The organism is Flavobacterium sp. WC2409 (genome assembly GCF_041200085.1).
Lineage (GTDB): Bacteria > Bacteroidota > Bacteroidia > Flavobacteriales > Flavobacteriaceae > Flavobacterium.
This window is the reverse complement of record NZ_CP165625.1, coordinates 2,996,660-3,017,787: the sequence shown is the minus strand read 5'-3', so window position 1 is coordinate 3,017,787 and position 21,128 is coordinate 2,996,660. Positions and strand designations below refer to the sequence as shown.

Below are 21,128 nucleotides of genomic sequence, written 5' to 3'. Positions count from 1 at the left end.
GTAATAAATGAAATTAAGTTTTAAAAAAACCTATAAGTTTGCCGTAAAATCTGCTTTATATATCAGTCTTTTTTCAACAGGATTTGTAATGCTTTTGGTGACTTCTATATTTAATTATACTATACAAAAGCTGTGGTTGTTTGGTTTTATTTTTACCTTAATCCTTTATGTTTTTTCATTTATTGTTTTGCAATATAGGGTAGAACGTTTTATATATAGACGTGTAAAAAAGATCTATGATGAAGTGTCATTATTAGAGTCCAGCAGCTTTATCAATCAGCCCATCACCACAGATATGGAAACCCTGACTAGGGAAGTACGAAAATTTGCCACCGATAAAAAATTGGAGATAGAATTACTTCAAGTGAGAGAGGAATACCGAAGAGAATTTTTGGGAAATGTATCGCACGAGCTTAAAACACCATTATTTACAGTACAGGGTTATATATCTACATTGCTGGATGGAGCGATGGATGATAAAGCGATTCGAAAAAAATATTTAAAGCGTGCCGAAAAAGGAGTGGAACGTCTTATTTATATTGTAGAAGATTTAGATATGATTACCAAATTGGAAGTTGGGGATCTTAATCTTGAATATTCTGAATTTGATATTGTAGAATTAATTCAAAATGTTTTTGACTTATTAGAAATGAAAGCTGAAAAGAAGAAGATTACTTTGGCTTTCGAAAACTATCATATTTTACCTAACTTAGTTAGAGGAGACAAAGATCGAATTCAACAAATCATTGAAAATTTAATTGTTAATTCAATTAAATACGGAAAAGTAAATGGTACCACCGAAGTTGCAGTAGTGAACTTGACTAAAGAAAAAGTGTTGGTTCGTGTTAGTGATGATGGAGAAGGTATTGAAAAACAAAATATCCCTAGACTTTTTGAACGTTTTTATAGAGTGAATAAAAGTGGATCTCGTTCAGAGGGTGGCTCCGGTTTAGGTTTAGCAATAGTAAAACACATCATAGAAGCACATAAAGAAAAAATTTATGTGGAAAGTGAATTTGGTATTGGATCTGAATTTTCTTTTACCCTTGAAAAAGTAGTAAAACAGGTTAAATAATCCCTTTTCATAATGAAATATTTAGTCACTTAATTAGTATAAACATTGGGTTTTATTATTTGATCTAAATTTTTTAATGTGTGCTAAATTTTTGTACGTAAGTATGTTATAAAAATTTGGTAACAATTTAATAACATTTAGGACGTAATAAAATAACATAAATTTTAAATTAGCTTAACATAAAATAGGATATTTGCACAATAAAATCAAAAAAAATTATTGTGAAAAATATCTCGTTATTTTTATGTGTTTTCTTTATTTCGTCATTGTCATTAATGGCTCAAACTGCTGATAAAGATTTTGTCCCAAGTGGCGCACCTATTTTCAAAGTATTTTGGAATTACAGCCAAGATTTTACTCCTAATGCAGTCAAAAAAAGTGCCTTTGCATTAGACAGAGCCTATTTGGGTTATAAATATGATTTTAGCGATAAAATAGCTGCTAAAGTTATATTTGATGTAGGAAATAATACAGCAGGTAGTGCTTATACTGCGTTTTTGAAAATAGCACAATTAGACTGGAAAGTAGCCACTGGTGTAAAACTGAGTATGGGTATGATTGGTTTGAAACAATTTAATGATCAAGAAGATTTTTGGGGTTACCGTTATATATATAGAGTTTCTGATGATCTAGACGGAATAGGTAGTAGTGCTGATTTAGGTGTTAATGCTGAATTTACTTTAACTAAAAATTTGAAATGGAATGTTCTTGTTGTCAATGGTGAAGGTTTTAGAAACATACAGGATACTAATGGTAATCAAAGAATTGGGAGTAGTTTAGTTTATACTCCGATAAAAGGTTTGATAACAAAAGTATATTTCGATACTCAAAGCGCAACTGGATCTAAAGCAGTTACAACAATGGCGTTATTTGCAGGATATAATACGGGTAAATTTAGATTTGGTGCGGAATACAATCAATTGTTAAACGGTACATCTTTTGCAGTTCCTGCTGTTGACCATGAATTAAGAGTTGTGTCTTTTTATTCAACTTATGTAATAAACAAGAAAATCGAAATATTTGGTCGTTTTGATCACGAGAAATCAAATATGTTATCTGGAGCAACAACTGTTTGGAATGCAGCTAAAGATGGTAATTTAATGATTACGGGTTTTCAATATGCTCCTTCTAAAGGATTGAAATTGGCATTAGATTATCAAGGGTATAATTTTGAGCAATCTGGTGTACCTTCTCAGTCAAAAGTGTTTATAAATGCAGAGTTTAATTTATAAGCCTTTTTTATAAAAATTATATTTTTTAAGGATGCTAAATTAGGGTTGCTTAAATTTAGGTTTAATTAAAAGTCACCAACAGAATTTGTAAAATTCTGTTGGTGACTTTTTTAATTTATTTCTACAATGTGTACATGGATTTAAAATTCTATTTATTTAAAAAGAAAGCGTAGTGTTGTTTAAATTGATCTTTGTGAAATTAATGGAAACAATAAAATAATAAGATTTTTACTACTTAAAAAAAAGTGTGTCGTTGTTTAAAACGACACACTTTTTTTGTTTTTTAGGTTTATTAAAGAAAATACTTATAAATGAAAACTGGTAAATCAAGTGTTTTTTTACCAATGTTAATATAATGTTAACTAAAATATAGGTTGTAAAGCACTGTATTTACTAGATTTTTTTGTTATATGGAGTTGTTTTATTGCTGATTTTCATTGTTTTTTATTACTTATATCACGATTACTTTTCATTATGATAACCTTGTCTTAATATCTGAGGCTTTAATTAACATTAGTTTTGCACCAAAATAATAATAAAATAACAAATTGTTAAAATGAAAAATTTTTTATTAAGTATCATGCTAGTGTTTTCTTTTATTGCATCAGCTCAGGAAGGTACAGTTGAAAAAAAGATAACAGACAAAAAAACAGAGTCTACACAATACCTAAATTCGGGTAAAAAACTAGGGTTTACCGCAAAAGATAGTTTGTTTCAGGTGAATATAGGCTTTAGAATTCAAAGTAGAGCAGGGTTTCATAAAAGTGAAGGAGAAACGGGTGTTGTTGAGGGAGAAATTAGAAGAATGAGATTAAAACTAGATGGTTTTGTGTATAATCCTAAGTTCGGGTATAAGGTGGAACTAGGGTTTTCTGCAAGAGACATGGCATTATCTGGAAATAGTGGAAATGTAATTCTGGACGGGGTGCTTTTTTACAAACCTGCAAAAAATTGGACAATTGGATTTGGACAAACAAAGTTACCAGGAAACAATCAAAGGGTAGTTTCATCAGGATCTTTAGAATTTACAGATCGTACAATTAACAATTCAAAGTTTAACATAGATCGTGATTTTGGTTTGTTTCTTGATTATTCAAAAGAAGATGCAAATCACTTTTCGTATGCATTAAAAGGAGCTATTACAAAAGGGGAAGGTAGAAATTATACTAAAAGTTTAAATGATGGTATTTCCTTAACAGGTAAAGTTGAATTGTTTCCTCTAGGTTCTTTTACAAAAAACGGATCTCATTTTGAAGGGGATTTAATGAGAGAGAAAACGCCAAAATTAATGCTATCAGGGGCTTTTAGTCAAAACAATAATGCAGGTAGATCTCAAGGCCAATTAGGTAATGATCTATTTGAAGCGAGAACATTACAATCAGTATTTTTTGACGCGATGTTTAAATACAATGGATGGACGGCATCAACAGCTTATATGTCTAGAATGACGGATAACGCAATTACGGTGAATCCTTTAGATGTTACTAAAAAACAAGCAGTTTTTGTAGGTCATGGAGTTGATACGCAATTAAGTTATGTGTTTCCTTCTAAATATTCATTAGCAGGTAGGTATTCTACTCAAAAAGTGGGTACAGATATTGAAACAATAAGTCCAAATGTAGATGAATATGCAATCAGTTTGTCTAAATATATTTTAGATCACAAATTAAAAATTCAGACTGAATTTTCATATGAAAATGAAAAGTTTTATACGGGAAATACTTCTGGTAGCTGGTATGCTCGTGTACAAGTGGAGATAGGAATATAGCTATTTTATTTAAAGAACCGTTTTTAAGCGGTTTTTTAGTTTTCAATTGTATTTTTAGGGTAAAAAATATAAAGATTGGATAATACTGACTTAATATTAGCTTAACATAGAGTTAGTACATTTGTCAAAAATTTAAAAAAACCATTATGAAAAATAACACAAAATTATTTTTAATGTTACCTTTAATAGGGATGTTAAGTTGCGGTAAAGCAAAAACTGAAGATAAAGGAACTGAAGCTAAAGCAGCTAGTGTGTCTATTACAATGAAAGGAAGTGATACTGTTTTACCTTTAGCTCAAAAAGAAGTTGAAGATTTGATGAAATCAAATTCGGATGTTAGTGTTACTGTAGTAGGTGGTGGTTCAGGTGTTGGTTTGACAGCTTTGATTGATGGTACTACTGATATTGCAATGGCTTCAAGAGACATGAAAACAGAAGAGAAATTAAAATTCGCTGAATTAAAAAAAGATATTGAAGAAGTGGTTATTGCTTATGATGCTTTAACTGTTATTGTAAATCCAGCTAACAAAGTTTCTCAATTGACACGTGAGCAATTAGAAAAAATCTTTACAGGTGAAATTAAAAACTGGAAAGAAGTAGGTGGTGAAGATGCGAAAATTGTAGCTTATTCAAGAGAATCTTCTTCTGGTACGTATGAGTTCTTTAAGGAGGAAGTAATGGAAAAGAAAAATTACGCAACTAACATTTTAAGTTTACCAGCTACTGGGGCTATCGTTCAAGCGGTTGGTCAAACTAAGGGAGCTATTGGGTATATTGGATTAGCTTATGAGACTAAAGAAGTAAAACAATTGGCTGTTTCTTATGACCAAGGTAAAACTTTTATTGAGCCATCTGTAGCAAGTGCGAAAGATAAATCATATCCAATTTCTAGACCATTGTTTTATATGTTTGATAAAACTAATGCAGCAAAAGTAAAGTCTGTTGTTGATTTTGCACTTTCACCTGAAGGACAAAAAGTGGTTTCAGAAGTAGGTTATGTACCATTGAATTAATAAAGGTTAATTTATAAATGAAGAACGGCCGTCTTAAATAAGACGGCCTTTTTTTATTAAAAAAAAGAGTTGTACTTTTAAAAGCCATTACAATCGCTTAACATTAAGTTAACATAAGGATAATGATGTGAAAACATTAGGGACGTTTACCTAGCGTAGTTTTGCTAAAAATAAAATATACTGATTTGAAAACAAATTTTAAACAGATTAAAGAAAAGGTTATTGAAACAATTTTAATGCTAAGTAGTGCTGCTACTAGTATTACAGTTATTTTGATTGTCTTTTTTCTATTTATTGAAGGAGCTGGAGTTTTTAGTAAAAAACCCATTGATGATGGATTTTTATTAGCAGTGTCAGTTGATAATCCAGTTAAAAAACTAAAACCTTCAGAGATAAAAGATATTTATGATCAAAAAATCACCAATTGGAGTCAGCTTGGAGGCAAGAATGAACCAATTGTTTTATTTAGAGCGGGAGATATAACTGATTATTATACTGATGAAGAATTAGGGAAAAACTTTGAATTCTTTCCTGATAAAATCAATGAACTTATAGCAAAAACACCAGGTATAATTGCATTTTTTTCTGATAAGTATAAAGCAAAAGATTTTAAGGGAAGAGAGTTAGATATTGATAAAATTAAAGTTTCTGAATTTTTATCAGGGGAAGAGTGGTTTCCTACGGCACAGCCTATAGCACAAATGGGAGTAAAGCCATTAATATACGGTACTTTGTGGGTTAGTTTTGGTGCTATTTTATTGGCTTTGCCTATAGGATTAGCGGCAGCTATTTACTTAAGTGAAATTGCTAAGAAAAGAACACGTAGTCTTCTAAAGCCACTTATTGAGTTACTTGCAGGGATTCCATCAGTTGTTTATGGTTTTTTTGGGTTGGTAATCATTGTTCCGTTAATTCAAAGTACTTTTAATTTACCTGTTGGAGAAACAGGACTGGCAGGTAGTGTAGTTCTAGCTATTATGGCTTTGCCAACTATTATTACTATTTCTGAAGATGCTATGCGCAATACGCCTCGTGCTATGAAAGAAGCGAGTTTAGCTTTGGGTGCAAGCAAGTGGCAAACCATTTATAAAATTGTAATTCCAAATTCCGCTTCGGGAATAACTGCGGGCGCAATATTAGGTATTGGTCGTGCCATTGGAGAAACGATGGCTGTTTTGATGGTTACAGGTAACGCAGCTGTAATTCCTCATACGCTTCTTGAACCAGTACGTACTATCCCTGCAACTATTGCTGCTGAATTAGGTGAGGCTCCAAATGGTGGTTTGCATTATGAGGCTTTATTTGCTTTGGGTTGTATTTTATTTATTATCACTTTTATAATAAATATGCTAGTAGAGGTTGTTACAAATAGAAAATCTCATAAAAAACATTAAAATGAGTCAACAAAGTAGTTTAGCAAAGAGGAAAAGAAGAAATCAAAATATTGCTTTTGGTATATTTAGTGTTACTAGTTATGCGATAGTTGCTCTTTTATTCGTAATATTAGCTTTTATTGTGGTAAAAGGCATTGGTGTAATCAGTTGGGAGTTTATTACTGAAATGCCTAAAAATGGAATGACAGAAGGCGGAATTTTTCCAGCAATAGTTGGTACGCTTTGCTTAGTTTTAGTAAGTATGGTATTTGCTTTTCCAGTTGGTGTTTTGGCAGCAATTTATATGAATGAATATGTAAAAGATGGCTGGATAAAGAAAATAATCAAACAAATGACAAACAATCTTGCAGGTGTACCGTCAATCGTTTTTGGACTTTTTGGAATGTCATTATTTGTAAATAAAATGGGTTTTGGGGATTCTATTTTAGCAGGTGGATTAACGTTAGGATTGTTAGTTTTACCAATTGTTATTAGAACTACTGAGGAGTCATTGAAAGCAGTTGAAGATACTTTTAGACAAGCGAGTTATGGAGTAGGGGCAAGTAAATGGGAAACGACAAGTAAGATTGTATTTCCTATAGCATTCCCAAACATTATTACTGGATTAATTTTATCTATAGGAAGAGTTTCTGGAGAAACTGCTCCAATTTTATTTACAGTAGCAGCCTATTTTTTACCAAAATTACCAACGTCAATTTTTGACCAAGCAATGGCTTTGCCTTATCATTTATATGTGATTTCAACTAGTGGAACTAATATAGAAGCTTCAAGAGCTATGGCATATGGTACAGCACTTGTTTTAATTATAATTGTATTAATTTCTAATTTATTAGCGAATGCACTTCGTAAATATTATGGAAAAAAAGTAAAAACGAATTAACATGCATAAAATAGAATCAAAAAACGTAAATTTTAATTACGGGGAATTTCAAGCGTTGCACGACATTACAATTTCAATGAAGGAAAATACCGTTACAGCATTAATCGGTCCTTCAGGTTGTGGGAAATCTACCTATTTACGTCTATTAAATAGAATGAATGACTTGATTGATAATACTCATATGACAGGGAGTATTCTTATTGATGGAGTTGATATTTATGAAAAACAAACAAACGTAGATGATTTGCGTAAAAATGTTGGAATGGTTTTTCAAAAACCAAACCCTTTTCCAAAAACAATTTTTGAAAATGTTGCTTATGGATTACGAGTTAATGGTATTACGGATAAAAAAATAATTGAAGAAAGAGTAATTACATCTATTGAGCAAGTAGCACTTTGGGATGAAGTGAAAGATAAACTTAAAAAGTCTGCTTTTGAACTTTCAGGAGGACAACAACAGCGCCTTTGTATTGCTAGAGCTTTAGCTATTCAACCTTCGGTTTTGTTAATGGATGAACCTACGTCTGCATTAGATCCAATTTCGACTTCAAAAATTGAGGAGCTTATTTATGAATTAAAAAATAAATATACTATAGTTATTGTTACCCATAACATGCAACAAGCAGGTCGTGTTAGTGATAATACTGCTTTTTTCTATATGGGTAAATTGATTGAGTATGATAAAACAAAGACAATCTTCACTAAACCAGCAATTAAGCAAACAGAAGATTATATAACAGGAAGATTTGGATAAGATTGATTTTGATTTGATTTCAGAATCGTTTAACTTTAAATCTTTAAATCTTTAAAAAATGGCATCACACTTAGAAACAGAATTAGGTAAGCTTAAAAGCATCATAATAAAAATTGGAAATTTAGCGGAGTCTCAAGTGAGTGAAGCTGTAAAATCATTACTATCTGAACCAGGTTCTGAAAGTAAAGAAGTAAAAAAAACGGAAAGTAAAATTGATAAACTAGATGTCAAAATTGATGATATTTGTCAAAGTGTTTTTGCGTTACAACAACCAGTTGCTTCTGATTTAAGATTTATTATGTCTGCAATGCAAATGAGCAATCAGATTGAACGAATTGGTGATTTGTCGATGAGTATCATTAAGTTGTCAAAAAGTATAAAGGAAAAGCATGAATTAATATCTAAATTTAATATTGCTGAAATTACTGGTGAAGTTGAAATGATAATACTGAAAACGAATCAATGTTTTGAAGTTTTGGATGAGTCTAAAATTGATGATATATTCTTCTTGAATAATAGTATCAAAGATAAAAGTGGGGAAGCTATTGAAAATATTATTGGTGAAATGAAGAACAATTCTAAAACAGTTGTATCTGGGACCAATCTTATCATGGCTTTAAAACATCTTGAAAGAATTGCAGATCATTGTACTAATATTGCTGAGTCTGTTTACTTTATGATTAATGCTAAAACCATTAAGCATGAAAAATTAAACGACAAAAAATAATTTATTTTTATAATTGAAAGCTGACTTTTGTATCAATCTTAGATGTAAAAGTCAGCTTTTTTTATTGAAAAACTTCAAATAAGTTCTCCCAATCTATTTTATTATTAATAGTTTGAAGTCCGCTATATTTGTTTAATTCGAATAAGTTTTCGATTTTGAATTCGTCTTGATTGGCAAATGGAGCGAGCCCTTCCTCTTTTAATTTTTGTGCTAGATAAACTTGTTCGTATTGTCCTGGTGTTGGAATAAAAAAAGCTTTCTTTCCAAGTTTTACTAAATCCATAATTGTTGTGTAGCCAGAACGACAAAGAATGATCTCACTTTCATTGAAAGCTTGCTCTAATTGGCGACTATTCATGAAATTATAAAAGAGTATGTTTTTAATCTTCTCCTTTGTTTGTTCCTTTTCAATAATTCCCTTAATGAATATAACTTCTCCTTTATATCGTTTAAGTTCGACTTTTATTTTTTCTTCCAATAAACTTCTTTGAGGTTCAGGACCAGAAAGGATCACCATTAAATCATATTTAGTTGGAAGCTCTTTTTTTATCATTCGGCTAAGTGGGCCAATATATTTCAAATTTAGATTTGATTTTTTTAAATGACTTAATTTACTTGCTAAATTTGGTATTTTTTCTACATCTGGAATCCAACATTCTGAATATTTTTTGATTATTTTCTGATGCAGTTTACTAGTTATCCAAGTTGTTTTGCCTGTCAATACATTTATTTGGTGTGTAATGTAAACAGAAGGTATTCTTTTCGAATAACACCCTAATCGATTATCTGATATAATTCCATCAATTTCGTATTGGTCAATCCATTTTGCAACTATTTTTTTTTCTTTCCAAATTGCTACCATCATTTTTGGAGAATTAAGAAAAAGCTTCCATTTAAAATAAGTACTATTCTTAGGGTATTCTATTTGGTAAGAAGGTAATTCAAGCATTTTTAAATAGGGAAATTCTTTACGCAATAAGTGCAATGCTGCCCCATCTGAAGCGATAATTGGGATATAGTTGTTTTCTTGCAGCGCTTTTATAATTGGTATACACCTTGATGCGTGTCCTAAACCCCAATTTAGAGGTGTGATTAATATTGTTTTATGGGAAGCTGAAGAGTAGTCAATCATTTTTTAAAATCATTTTATTTGCTTTTTTAAAGGTACATAAAGTGAATTACTTCTGAATTGATTTAAATATTACCAAATGATTAAGGAAGCAGTCATTTGGGATTAGTGTTTTAGGAAATGAAAGGTAATAGCGACTCGAATTTTTATTTTTGGCTTTTTAATTTAACAGATGATGGTAAGTTAAGATGGAATAATGTAAAATGTAAGGGATTGTAATGAATCCTTAGCTTTTTTTCTTACAAAATTCAGTTTTTTAATATGGATATTTTTATTGTATTTGCATTATAAAGGCATAAATTTTAAGGAATTCTCAGATCGGTTTTTTGTAAGAAAGTTAATAATGAGTTAGTCCCGTATTAATTGCTATTTTGCGTGTAATCAAACACCTGCTTTTATTTACATTTAATCGGGTATATATGTATTTTAAGGAATTTAATTTTTTTTTAATTTATTTTTTTTAGTTTTGCACAATATATTGTTAATAAAATTCCTTCATTTTGTATCGTGCTTTTTGTACGTAAAAAAAAAGCTGTTTTATTTTATTATTTTGCCCCAATTTATCATTAGAATAATTTAAATACCTACTATAAATTATGTACAAAACTACTTTAAAGATAGTGACTTTAAGGAAAATAATATTTTTTCTTATCTGTCTTCTGGTTTCCATAAATTCATATTCGCAATTTTACACTACGCATTATATTGCACCTGCTCCTTGGAATTATTATTCGGATGCAAATGCTCTTGTAATTTCGACACAATCAACTTCTACGGTTAATGTCACTATTAAAAAGAGTGATGGAACTACTGTTGCTACTATAAGTACAATTAGTGGGAGTCCAGCAGTATATAGGTTTGCAGGAAATCCTGTTGGGTTAAATTATTTAAGTCTAAATACAGTTTTAACAAATGCTGGATTAATAATTACAAGTAGTGCTCCAACACTTGTTAATTTGAGAAATATAGCTTCGGATAATATTCCTAATGTTAATGGGAATAATCCCGATAAATACATTAAAGGAAATGCTTCTTTGACAAGTTATGGTAATCCTGGAATTGGTATTAAGTTCAGAGTCGGGTACTATAGAAATGGGACATTAGGTCCGTTTCAATGGGAAACGAGCATACAAAATCAATTGCCTACATACAGTGTGATGGCCATTGAAAACAATACGGTTGTAAAGTTAAATGGTACTATTCTAACAACTTTACAAACTGGTCAAAGTTATTTATTTAAAGCAGCAATAGGGTCTTTGGTTGAAACATCTGCTGGTGTGGTTATGAATACGGGGGCTATACTTGATAACCCTGATACATGTGGTGATGGTACATTATGTCAAATTCCTCCAGTAAGTGTTTTAGGTAAGGAATATTTCCTTGTAAGAACTCAAGGTTCTAATACAACTAATGGGATTCCAGTTACATCAGAGCAATCAACTATTGTAGCGAGTGAAGCTAATACCGTTGTTACAATAAGCAAATATGCTCTTAGTGGAAGTTTTATTAGCTCCAGCAATATAACCTTAGTTAATGCAGGAGATTTTTATACTTTTTATAATGGTGATGGTTCTACTCCCTATTCAGCGAATCGTATCCTTAGTGATAAAAAAGTAGCTGTATTCACTGGATCAGCTCAATCATGTGAAGTTGATATTAGTGCCATTTCTCCAACATCTGCCTGTGGTGGTTCTTATTTTGTTGAAACATCTAAGTTTAAAAAATATGATAATTCCGATTTGCCTTATTTCGGATATGTTTTAATTCAAAGTGCTACAGCTCCTGTTAATTTAAACGGTAGTAATATAGAGACAACTGCAGTTGGTGCTAGAAGACAATTAGGTACTACTGGTTGGTATCTTATTGATTTCACCAGTGCTCAAATTAATACGCCCAATAAAATAACAATATCTTCAACTAGTAGAATTGTTGTTTCGCTAATTCAGCAAGGTGGTGGATTTTCAATGTCCGCATTCTTTTCAAACTTTGTGGAACAACCTAATACGCCAACGGTAACATACAAAACAAAAAATGGTTGTTCAAATGGTGAAGCACTCTTAACTGCTGATGCTGGTTTTGGACCATATCAATGGTATTTGAATGGGGTAGCTATATCTGGAGCAACATCAAATACATACACAGCATCACAAATTGGAGCTTATACTGTTGCAGCCACATTATCTTGTGGAGAAGTTGTTGAATCTCCTCCTGTTAATGTTGACTTATGTACTACTGATATTGCTGTTACAAAAGTAGCAAGTAATGAGACTCCGTATAAAGGAGGTACTATCACTTTTACAATAACTGCACAAAATTTAAGTACAGTTAATAATGCTTCAAATGTAGTTGTTAGTGATGTTATCCCATCTGGTTATACGCTAATTAGTGCAACTCCTTCAGCTGGGACTATTTCGTCGTCATCTACTTGGACTATAGGAACTTTAAACAAAAATAAAACGGAAACGTTAACAATAGTTGCCACTGTTAACCTTACAGGGAATTATGCTAACACAGCAACAATTACGACTGACAATATAGATCCGAATCCATATAATAATACTTCTACATCTACACCTGTACCGATAAATACAACAATCGATGCGATTGATGATGCAGGAGCAAGTGTAAACGGATTTGTGGGAGGGACATCATTTACGAATGTACTTTCTAACGATAAATTAAATGGAGCATTAGTTGATCCAACTAAAGTGAATACGACTTTCGTATCTTCAACTAACGCAGGAATCACTTTATCAGGAACAAATGTATTGGTAGCAGCTGGAACGCCAGCAGGAAACTACAGTTTGGTTTACAAAATTTGTGAGGTATTGAATCCAACAAATTGTGACCCAGCTACAGTAACTGTACCTGTTTCTGCAGCTGTGATTGACGCGATTAATGATACAGGAAGTTCAGTAAACGGATTTGTAGGTGGAACTTCATTCACTAATGTCTTGTCCAATGACACTTTAAATGGAGTAGCGGTTGTTGGTTCTAAAGTGAATACGACTTTCGTATCTTCAACTAACGCAGGAATCACCTTATCAGGAACAAATGTATTGGTAGCAGCTGGAACGCCAGCAGGGAACTACAGTTTGGTTTACAAAATTTGTGAGGTATTGAATCCAACAAATTGTGACCCAGCTACAGTAAGTGTACCTGTTTCTGCAGCTGTGATTGACGCGATTAATGATACAGGAAGTTCAGTAAACGGATTTGTAGGAGGGACATCATTAACGAATGTACTTTCTAACGATACCTTAAACGGATCTTTGGTTGATCCAACTAAAGTGACTACAACATTTGTATCAGCAACCAATACAGGAATCACCTTATCAGGAACTAATGTAGTTGTAGCAGCAGGAACACCAGCAGGAAACTACAGTTTAGTTTACCAAATCTGTGAGAAATTAAATCCAACGAATTGTGATCAAGCTACAGTAACGGTAACAGTAACTAAAGCAGTTATCGATGCAATTGATGATGCAGGAGCAAGTGTAAACGGCTTCATAGGCGGAACATCATTAACGAATGTACTTTCTAACGATACCTTAAACGGATCTTTGGTTGATCCAACTAAAGTGACTACAACATTTGTATCAGCAACCAATACAGGAATCACCTTATCAGGAACTAATGTAGTTGTAGCAGCAGGAACACCAGCAGGGAACTACAGTTTAGTTTACCAAATCTGTGAGAAATTAAACCCAACGAATTGTGATCAAGCTACAGTAACGGTAACAGTAACTAAGGCAGTTATCGATGCAATTGATGATGCAGGAGCAAGTGTAAACGGCTTCATAGGCGGAACATCATTAACAAATGTACTTTCTAACGATACCTTAAACGGATCTTTGGTTGATCCAACTAAAGTGACTACAACATTTGTATCAGCAACCAATACAGGAATCACCTTATCAGGAACTAATGTAGTTGTAGCAGCAGGAACACCAGCAGGGAACTACAGTTTAGTTTACCAAATCTGTGAGAAATTAAACCCAACGAATTGTGATCAAGCTACAGTAACGGTAACAGTAACTAAAGCAGTTATCGATGCAATTGATGATACAGGAGCAAGTGTAAACGGCTTCATAGGCGGAACATCATTAACGAATGTACTTTCTAACGATACCTTAAATGGATCTTTGGTTGATCCAACTAAAGTGACTACAACATTTGTATCAGCAACCAATACAGGAATCACCTTATCAGGAACTAATGTAGTTGTAGCAGCAGGAACACCAGCAGGGAACTACAGTTTAGTTTACCAAATCTGTGAGAAATTAAACCCAACGAATTGTGATCAAGCTACAGTAACGGTAACAGTAACTAAAGCAGTTGTCGATGCAATTGATGATGCAGGAGCAAGTGTAAACGGCTTCATAGGCGGAACATCATTAACGAATGTACTTTCTAACGATACCTTAAACGGATCTTTGGTTGATCCAACTAAAGTGACTACAACATTTGTATCAGCAACCAATACAGGAATCACCTTATCAGGAACTAATGTAGTTGTAGCAGCAGGAACACCAGCAGGGAACTACAGTTTAGTTTACCAAATCTGTGAGAAATTAAATCCAACGAATTGTGATCAAGCTACAGTAACGGTAACAGTAACTAAAGCAGTTATCGATGCAATTGATGATGCAGGAGCAAGTGTAAACGGCTTCATAGGCGGAACATCATTAACGAATGTACTTTCTAACGATACCTTAAACGGATCTTTGGTTGATCCAACTAAAGTGACTACAACATTTGTATCAGCAACCAATACAGGAATCACCTTATCAGGAACTAATGTAGTTGTAGCAGCAGGAACACCAGCAGGGAACTACAGTTTAGTTTACCAAATCTGTGAGAAATTAAACCCAACGAATTGTGATCAAGCTACAGTAACGGTAACAGTAACTAAAGCAGTTATCGATGCAATTGATGATGCAGGAGCAAGTGTAAACGGCTTCATAGGCGGAACATCATTAACGAATGTACTTTCTAACGATACCTTAAACGGATCTTTGGTTGATCCAACTAAAGTGACTACAACATTTGTATCAGCAACCAATACAGGAATCACCTTATCAGGAACTAATGTAGTTGTAGCAGCAGGAACACCAGCAGGGAACTACAGTTTAGTTTACCAAATCTGTGAGAAATTAAACCCAACGAATTGTGATCAAGCTACAGTAACGGTAACAGTAACTAAAGCAGTTATCGATGCAATTGATGATGCAGGAGCAAGTGTAAACGGCTTCATAGGCGGAACATCATTAACGAATGTACTTTCTAACGATACCTTAAACGGATCTTTGGTTGATCCAACTAAAGTGACTACAACATTTGTATCAGCAACCAATACAGGAATCACCTTATCAGGAACTAATGTAGTTGTAGCAGCAGGAACACCAGCAGGGAACTACAGTTTAGTTTACCAAATCTGTGAAAAACTAAACCCAAGCAATTGTGATACCGCTACGGTAACAGTAACCGTTGGAAAAGCGATAATCGATGCAATTGACGATGCAGGAGCAAGTGTAAACGGCTTCATAGGCGGAACATCATTAACGAATGTACTTTCTAACGATACCTTAAATGGATCTTTGGTTGATCCAACTAAAGTGACTACAACATTTGTATCAGCAACCAATACAGGAATCACCTTATCAGGAACTAATGTAGTTGTAGCAGCAGGAACACCAGCAGGGAACTACAGTTTAGTTTACCAAATCTGTGAGAAATTAAATCCAACGAATTGTGATCAAGCTACAGTAACGGTAACAGTAACTAAAGCAGTTATCGATGCAATTGATGATGCAGGAGCAAGTGTAAACGGCTTCATAGGCGGAACATCATTAACAAATGTACTTTCTAACGATACCTTAAACGGATCTTTGGTTGATCCAACTAAAGTGACTACAACATTTGTATCAGCAACCAATACAGGAATCACCTTATCAGGAACTAATGTAGTTGTAGCAGCAGGAACACCAGCAGGGAACTATAGTTTAGTTTACCAAATCTGTGAGAAATTAAACCCAACGAATTGTGATCAAGCTACAGTAACGGTAACAGTAACTAAAGCGATAATCGATGCAATTGATGATGCAGGAGCAAGTGTAAACGGCTTCATAGGCGGAACATCATTAACAAATGTACTTTCTAACGATACCTTAAACGGATCTTTGGTTGATCCAACTAAAGTGACTACAACATTTGTATCAGCAACCAATACAGGAATCACCTTATCAGGAACTAATGTAGTTGTAGCAGCAGGAACACCAGCAGGAAACTACAGTTTAGTTTACCAAATCTGTGAGAAATTAAATCCAACGAATTGTGATCAAGCTACAGTAACGGTAACAGTAACTAAAGCAGTTATCGATGCAATTGATGATGCAGGAGCAAGTGTAAACGGCTTCATAGGCGGAACATCATTAACAAATGTACTTTCTAACGATACCTTAAACGGATCTTTGGTTGATCCAACTAAAGTGACTACAACATTTGTATCAGCAACCAATACAGGAATCACCTTATCAGGAACTAATGTAGTTGTAGCAGCAGGAACACCAGCAGGGAACTATAGTTTAGTTTACCAAATCTGTGAGAAATTAAACCCAACGAATTGTGATCAAGCTACAGTAACGGTAACAGTAACTAAAGCGATAATCGATGCAATTGATGATGCAGGAGCAAGTGTAAACGGCTTCATAGGCGGAACATCATTAACAAATGTACTTTCTAACGATACCTTAAACGGATCTTTGGTTGATCCAACTAAAGTGACTACAACATTTGTATCAGCAACCAATACAGGAATCACCTTATCAGGAACTAATGTAGTTGTAGCAGCAGGAACACCAGCAGGGAACTATAGTTTAGTTTACCAAATCTGTGAGAAATTAAACCCAACGAATTGTGATCAAGCTACAGTAACGGTAACAGTAACTAAAGCGATAATCGATGCAATTGATGATGCAGGAGCAAGTGTAAACGGCTTCATAGGCGGAACATCATTAACAAATGTACTTTCTAACGATACCTTAAACGGATCTTTGGTTGATCCAACTAAAGTGACTACAACATTTGTATCAGCAACCAATACAGGAATTACCTTATCAGGAACTAATGTAGTTGTAGCAGCAGGAACACCAGCAGGAAACTACAGTTTAGTTTACCAAATCTGTGAAAAACTAAACCCAAGCAATTGTGATACCGCTACGGTAACAGTAACCGTTGGAAAAGCGATAATCGATGCAATTGACGATGTGGTTGCCGGTCCAATCAATGGAAAAGACGGAGGAGATGCAGGGATCAATGTATTGGATAATGACACCTTAAATGGAGTAAAAGTAGTTCCAGCAGATGTAGTAATAACATCGACAGCGACTACCGCCTTAAGCGTAAACACCGACGGAAGCGTAAGTGTTGCTGCAGGAACACCAGCAGGAGAGTACACGATACAATACACGATTTGTGAAAAACTAAACCCAAGCAATTGTGATACCGCTACGGTAACAGTAACCGTTGGAAAAGCGATAATCGATGCAATTGACGATGTGGTTGCCGGTCCAATCAATGGAAAAGACGGAGGAGATGCAGGGATCAATGTATTGACTAATGACACCTTAAATGGAGTAAAAGTAGTTCCAGCAGATGTAGTAATAACATCGACAGCGACTACCGCCTTAAGCGTAAACACCGACGGAAGCGTGAGTGTTGCTGCAGGAACACCAGCAGGAGAGTACACGATACAATACACGATTTGTGAAAAACTAAACCCAAGCAATTGTGATACCGCTACGGTAACAGTAACCGTTGGAAAAGCGATAATCGATGCAATTGACGATGTGGTTGCCGGTCCAATCAATGGAAAAGACGGAGGAGACGCAGGGATCAATGTATTGGACTAATGACACCTTAAATGGAGTAAAAGTAGTTCCAGCAGATGTAGTAATAACATCGACAGCGACTACCGCCTTAAGCGTAAACACCGACGGAAGCGTAAGTGTTGCTGCAGGAACACCAGCAGGAGAGTACACGATACAATACACGATTTGTGAAAAACTAAACCCAAGCAATTGTGATACCGCTACGGTAACAGTAACCGTTGGAAAAGCGATAATCGATGCAATTGACGATGTGGTTGCCGGTCCAATCAATGGAAAAGACGGAGGAGATGCAGGGATCAATGTATTGGACTAATGACACCTTAAATGGAGTAAAAGTAGTTCCAGCAGATGTAGTAATAACATCGACAGCGACTACCGCCTTAAGCGTAAACACCGACGGAAGCGTAAGTGTTGCTGCAGGAACACCAGCAGGAGAGTACACGATACAATACACGATTTGTGAAAAACTAAACCCAAGCAATTGTGATACCGCTACGGTAACAGTAACCGTTGGAAAAGCGATAATCGATGCAATTGACGATGTGGTTGCCGGTCCAATCAATGGAAAAGACGGAGGAGATGCAGGAATCAATGTATTGACTAATGACACCTTAAATGGAGTAAAAGTAGTTCCAGCAGATGTAGTAATAACATCGACAGCGACTACCGCCTTAAGCGTAAACACCGACGGAAGCGTGAGTGTTGCTGCAGGAACACCAGCAGGAGAGTACACGATACAATACACGATTTGTGAAAAACTAAACCCAAGCAATTGTGATACCGCTACGGTAACAGTAACCGTTGGAAAAGCGATAATCGATGCAATTGACGATGTGGTTGCCGGTCCAATCAATGGAAAAGACGGAGGAGATGCAGGGATCAATGTATTGGACTAATGACACCTTAAATGGAGTAAAAGTAGTTCCAGCAGATGTAGTAATAACATCGACAGCGACTACCGCCTTAAGCGTAAACACCGACGGAAGCGTAAGTGTTGCTGCAGGAACACCAGCAGGAGAGTACACGATACAATACACGATTTGTGAAAAACTAAACCCAAGCAATTGTGATACCGCTACGGTAACAGTAACCGTTGGAAAAGCGATAATCGATGCAATTGACGATGTGGTTGCCGGTCCAATCAATGGAAAAGACGGAGGAGACGCAGGGATCAATGTATTGGATAATGACACCTTAAATGGAGTAAAAGTAGTTCCAGCAGATGTAGTAATAACATCGACAGCGACTACCGCCTTAAGCGTAAACACCGACGGAAGCGTAAGTGTTGCTGCAGGAACACCAGCAGGAGAGTACACGATACAATACACGATTTGTGAAAAACTAAACCCAAGCAATTGTGATACCGCTACGGTAACAGTAACCGTTGGAAAAGCGATAATCGATGCAATTGACGATGTGGTTGCCGGTCCAATCAATGGAAAAGACGGAGGAGATGCAGGGATCAATGTATTGGATAATGACACCTTAAATGGAGTAAAAGTAGTTCCAGCAGATGTAGTAATAACATCGACAGCGACTACCGCCTTAAGCGTAAACACCGACGGAAGCGTAAGTGTTGCTGCAGGAACACCAGCAGGAGAGTACACGATACAATACACGATTTGTGAAAAACTAAACCCAAGCAATTGTGATACCGCTACGGTAACAGTAACCGTTGGAAAAGCGATAATCGATGCAATTGACGATGTGGTTGCCGGTCCAATCAATGGAAAAGACGGAGGAGACGCAGGGATCAATGTATTGGATAATGACACCTTAAATGGAGTAAAAGTAGTTCCAGCAGATGTAGTAATAACATCGACAGCGACTACCGCCTTAAGCGTAAACACCGACGGAAGCGTAAGTGTTGCTGCAGGAACACCAGCAGGAGAGTACACGATACAATACACGATTTGTGAAAAACTAAACCCAAGCAATTGTGATACCGCTACGGTAACAGTAACCGTTGGAAAAGCGATAATCGATGCAATTGACGATGTGGTTGCCGGTCCAATCAATGGAAAAGACGGAGGAGATGCAGGGATCAATGTATTGGATAATGACACCTTAAATGGAGTAAAAGTAGTTCCAGCAGATGTAGTAATAACATCGACAGCGACTACCGCCTTAAGCGTAAACACCGACGGAAGCGTAAGTGTTGCTGCAGGAACACCAGCAGGAGAGTACACGATACAATACACGATTTGTGAAAAACTAAACCCAAGCAATTGTGATACCGCTACGGTAACAGTAACCGTTGGAAAAGCGATAATCGATGCAATTGACGATGTGGTTGCCGGTCCAATCAATGGAAAAGACGGAGGAGATGCAGGGATCAATGTATTGGATAATGACACCTTAAATGGAGTAAAAGTAGTTCCAGCAGATGTAGTAATAACATCGACAGCGACTACCGCCTTAAGCGTAAACACCGACGGAAGCGTAAGTGTTGCTGCAGGAACACCAGCAGGAGAGTACACGATACAATACACGATTTGTGAAAAACTAAACCCAAGCAATTGTGATACCGCTACGGTAACAGTAACCGTTGGAAAAGCGATAATCGATGCAATTGACGATGTGGTTGCCGGTCCAATCAATGGAAAAGACGGAGGAGATGCAGGGATCAATGTATTGGATAATGACACCTTAAATGGAGTAAAAGTAGTTCCAGCAGATGTAGTAATAACATCGACAGCGACTACCGCCTTAAGCGTAAACACCGACGGAAGCGTAAGTGTTGCTGCAGGAACACCAGCAGGAGAGTACACGATACAATACACGATTTGTGAAAAACTAAACCCAAGCAATTGTGATACCGCTACGGTAACAGTAACCGTTGGAAAAGCGATAATCGATGCAATTGACGATGTGGTTGCCGGTCCAATCAATGGAAAAGACGGAGGAGATGCAGGGATCAATGTATTGGATAATGACACCTTAAATGGAGTAAAAGTAGTTCCAGCAGATGTAGTAATAACATCGACAGCGACTACCGCCTTAAGCGTAAACACCGACGGAAGCGTAAGTGTTGCTGCAGGAACACCAGCAGGAGAGTACACGATACAATACACGATTTGTGAAAAACTAAACCCAACGCAATTGTGATCACCGCTACGGTAACAGTAACCGTTGGAAAAGCGATAATCGATGCAATTGACGATGTAGGTTGCCGGTCCAATCAATGGAAAAGACGGAGGAGATGCAGGAATCGAATGTACTTGGATAATGACACCTTAAATGGAGCTAAAAGTAGTTCCAGCT

At 35.3% G+C, this 21,128-nt stretch carries 13 protein-coding genes; 12 read left to right on the top strand and 1 reads right to left on the bottom strand.

Annotation, left to right across the window (positions count from 1 at the left end):
• Positions 1–7 precede the first annotated feature (7 nt).
• From AB3G34_RS12970 to phoU, 8 genes are all read left to right on the top strand, one after another.
• Complete coding sequence (locus tag AB3G34_RS12970; protein WP_367772329.1) at positions 8–1,075, top strand: sensor histidine kinase; 1,068 nt, start codon at positions 8–10, stop codon at positions 1,073–1,075.
• A 221-nt stretch (positions 1,076–1,296) separates the two neighbouring features.
• The gene (locus tag AB3G34_RS12965; protein ID WP_369752665.1) at positions 1,297–2,307 is read left to right on the top strand and encodes a hypothetical protein; all 1,011 of its coding nucleotides are present in this window, start codon (positions 1,297–1,299) and stop codon (positions 2,305–2,307) included.
• Positions 2,308–2,863: 556 nt separating this feature from the next.
• Entirely contained in the window at positions 2,864–4,075 is a 1,212-nt protein-coding gene (locus AB3G34_RS12960) for a porin (protein WP_369752664.1), read from the top strand.
• Between the two features lie 146 nt (positions 4,076–4,221).
• Entirely contained in the window at positions 4,222–5,088 is an 867-nt protein-coding gene (locus AB3G34_RS12955; RefSeq protein WP_367755603.1) for a PstS family phosphate ABC transporter substrate-binding protein, read from the top strand.
• A 185-nt stretch (positions 5,089–5,273) separates the two neighbouring features.
• Positions 5,274–6,482: a phosphate ABC transporter permease subunit PstC gene (gene pstC / locus AB3G34_RS12950; RefSeq protein ID WP_367772323.1), complete on the top strand. Its 1,209-nt coding sequence runs from the start codon at positions 5,274–5,276 to the stop codon at positions 6,480–6,482.
• Position 6,483: 1 nt separating this feature from the next.
• Positions 6,484–7,362, top strand: coding sequence for a phosphate ABC transporter permease PstA (pstA, locus tag AB3G34_RS12945; RefSeq protein ID WP_367772322.1), 879 nt, complete (start codon positions 6,484–6,486; stop codon positions 7,360–7,362).
• A 1-nt stretch (position 7,363) separates the two neighbouring features.
• Positions 7,364–8,116 carry a phosphate ABC transporter ATP-binding protein PstB gene (gene pstB, locus AB3G34_RS12940; RefSeq protein WP_367755597.1) on the top strand — a complete coding sequence of 251 codons (753 nt, stop codon included), beginning with the start codon at positions 7,364–7,366 and terminating at the stop codon, positions 8,114–8,116.
• Between the two features lie 58 nt (positions 8,117–8,174).
• Positions 8,175–8,843, top strand: a complete 669-nt coding sequence (phoU, locus tag AB3G34_RS12935) for a phosphate signaling complex protein PhoU (protein ID WP_367755595.1) — start codon at positions 8,175–8,177, stop codon at positions 8,841–8,843.
• Between the two features lie 61 nt (positions 8,844–8,904).
• Here phoU and AB3G34_RS12930 read toward each other — a convergent pair whose 3' ends face one another.
• Entirely contained in the window at positions 8,905–9,975 is a 1,071-nt protein-coding gene (locus tag AB3G34_RS12930) for a glycosyltransferase (protein ID WP_369752663.1), read from the bottom strand.
• Between the two features lie 593 nt (positions 9,976–10,568).
• Between AB3G34_RS12930 and AB3G34_RS12925 the strand changes: the two genes are divergently transcribed.
• From AB3G34_RS12925 to AB3G34_RS12910, 4 genes are read left to right on the top strand one after another with little or no spacing between them, the layout of a single operon-like run.
• The gene (locus AB3G34_RS12925; RefSeq protein ID WP_369752662.1) at positions 10,569–17,885 is read left to right on the top strand and encodes a hypothetical protein; all 7,317 of its coding nucleotides are present in this window, start codon (positions 10,569–10,571) and stop codon (positions 17,883–17,885) included.
• Positions 17,842–18,177 carry a hypothetical protein gene (locus tag AB3G34_RS12920; RefSeq protein ID WP_369752661.1) on the top strand — a complete coding sequence of 112 codons (336 nt, stop codon included), beginning with the start codon at positions 17,842–17,844 and terminating at the stop codon, positions 18,175–18,177. The genes AB3G34_RS12925 and AB3G34_RS12920 overlap by 44 nt, the downstream gene beginning before the upstream one ends.
• The gene (locus tag AB3G34_RS12915) at positions 18,134–18,760 is read left to right on the top strand and encodes a hypothetical protein (protein ID WP_369752660.1); all 627 of its coding nucleotides are present in this window, start codon (positions 18,134–18,136) and stop codon (positions 18,758–18,760) included. Before AB3G34_RS12920 ends, AB3G34_RS12915 begins: the two co-directional genes overlap by 44 nt.
• Complete coding sequence (locus AB3G34_RS12910; RefSeq protein WP_369752659.1) at positions 18,717–20,972, top strand: hypothetical protein; 2,256 nt, start codon at positions 18,717–18,719, stop codon at positions 20,970–20,972. Before AB3G34_RS12915 ends, AB3G34_RS12910 begins: the two co-directional genes overlap by 44 nt.
• The last annotated feature ends 156 nt before the right edge of the window (positions 20,973–21,128 follow it).

Coding starts and splice junctions, on each gene's coding strand:
- AB3G34_RS12970 (WP_367772329.1), top strand. CDS start 8: ATGAAATTAAGTTTTAAAAAAACCTATAAGTTTGCCGTAAAATCTGCT.
- AB3G34_RS12960 (WP_369752664.1), top strand. CDS start 2,864: ATGAAAAATTTTTTATTAAGTATCATGCTAGTGTTTTCTTTTATTGCA.
- AB3G34_RS12955 (WP_367755603.1), top strand. CDS start 4,222: ATGAAAAATAACACAAAATTATTTTTAATGTTACCTTTAATAGGGATG.
- pstA (WP_367772322.1), top strand. CDS start 6,484: ATGAGTCAACAAAGTAGTTTAGCAAAGAGGAAAAGAAGAAATCAAAAT.
- pstB (WP_367755597.1), top strand. CDS start 7,364: ATGCATAAAATAGAATCAAAAAACGTAAATTTTAATTACGGGGAATTT.
- phoU (WP_367755595.1), top strand. CDS start 8,175: ATGGCATCACACTTAGAAACAGAATTAGGTAAGCTTAAAAGCATCATA.
- AB3G34_RS12930 (WP_369752663.1), bottom strand. CDS start 9,975: ATGATTGACTACTCTTCAGCTTCCCATAAAACAATATTAATCACACCT.
- AB3G34_RS12925 (WP_369752662.1), top strand. CDS start 10,569: ATGTACAAAACTACTTTAAAGATAGTGACTTTAAGGAAAATAATATTT.
- AB3G34_RS12920 (WP_369752661.1), top strand. CDS start 17,842: ATGGAAAAGACGGAGGAGACGCAGGGATCAATGTATTGGACTAATGAC.
- AB3G34_RS12915 (WP_369752660.1), top strand. CDS start 18,134: ATGGAAAAGACGGAGGAGATGCAGGGATCAATGTATTGGACTAATGAC.
- AB3G34_RS12910 (WP_369752659.1), top strand. CDS start 18,717: ATGGAAAAGACGGAGGAGATGCAGGGATCAATGTATTGGACTAATGAC.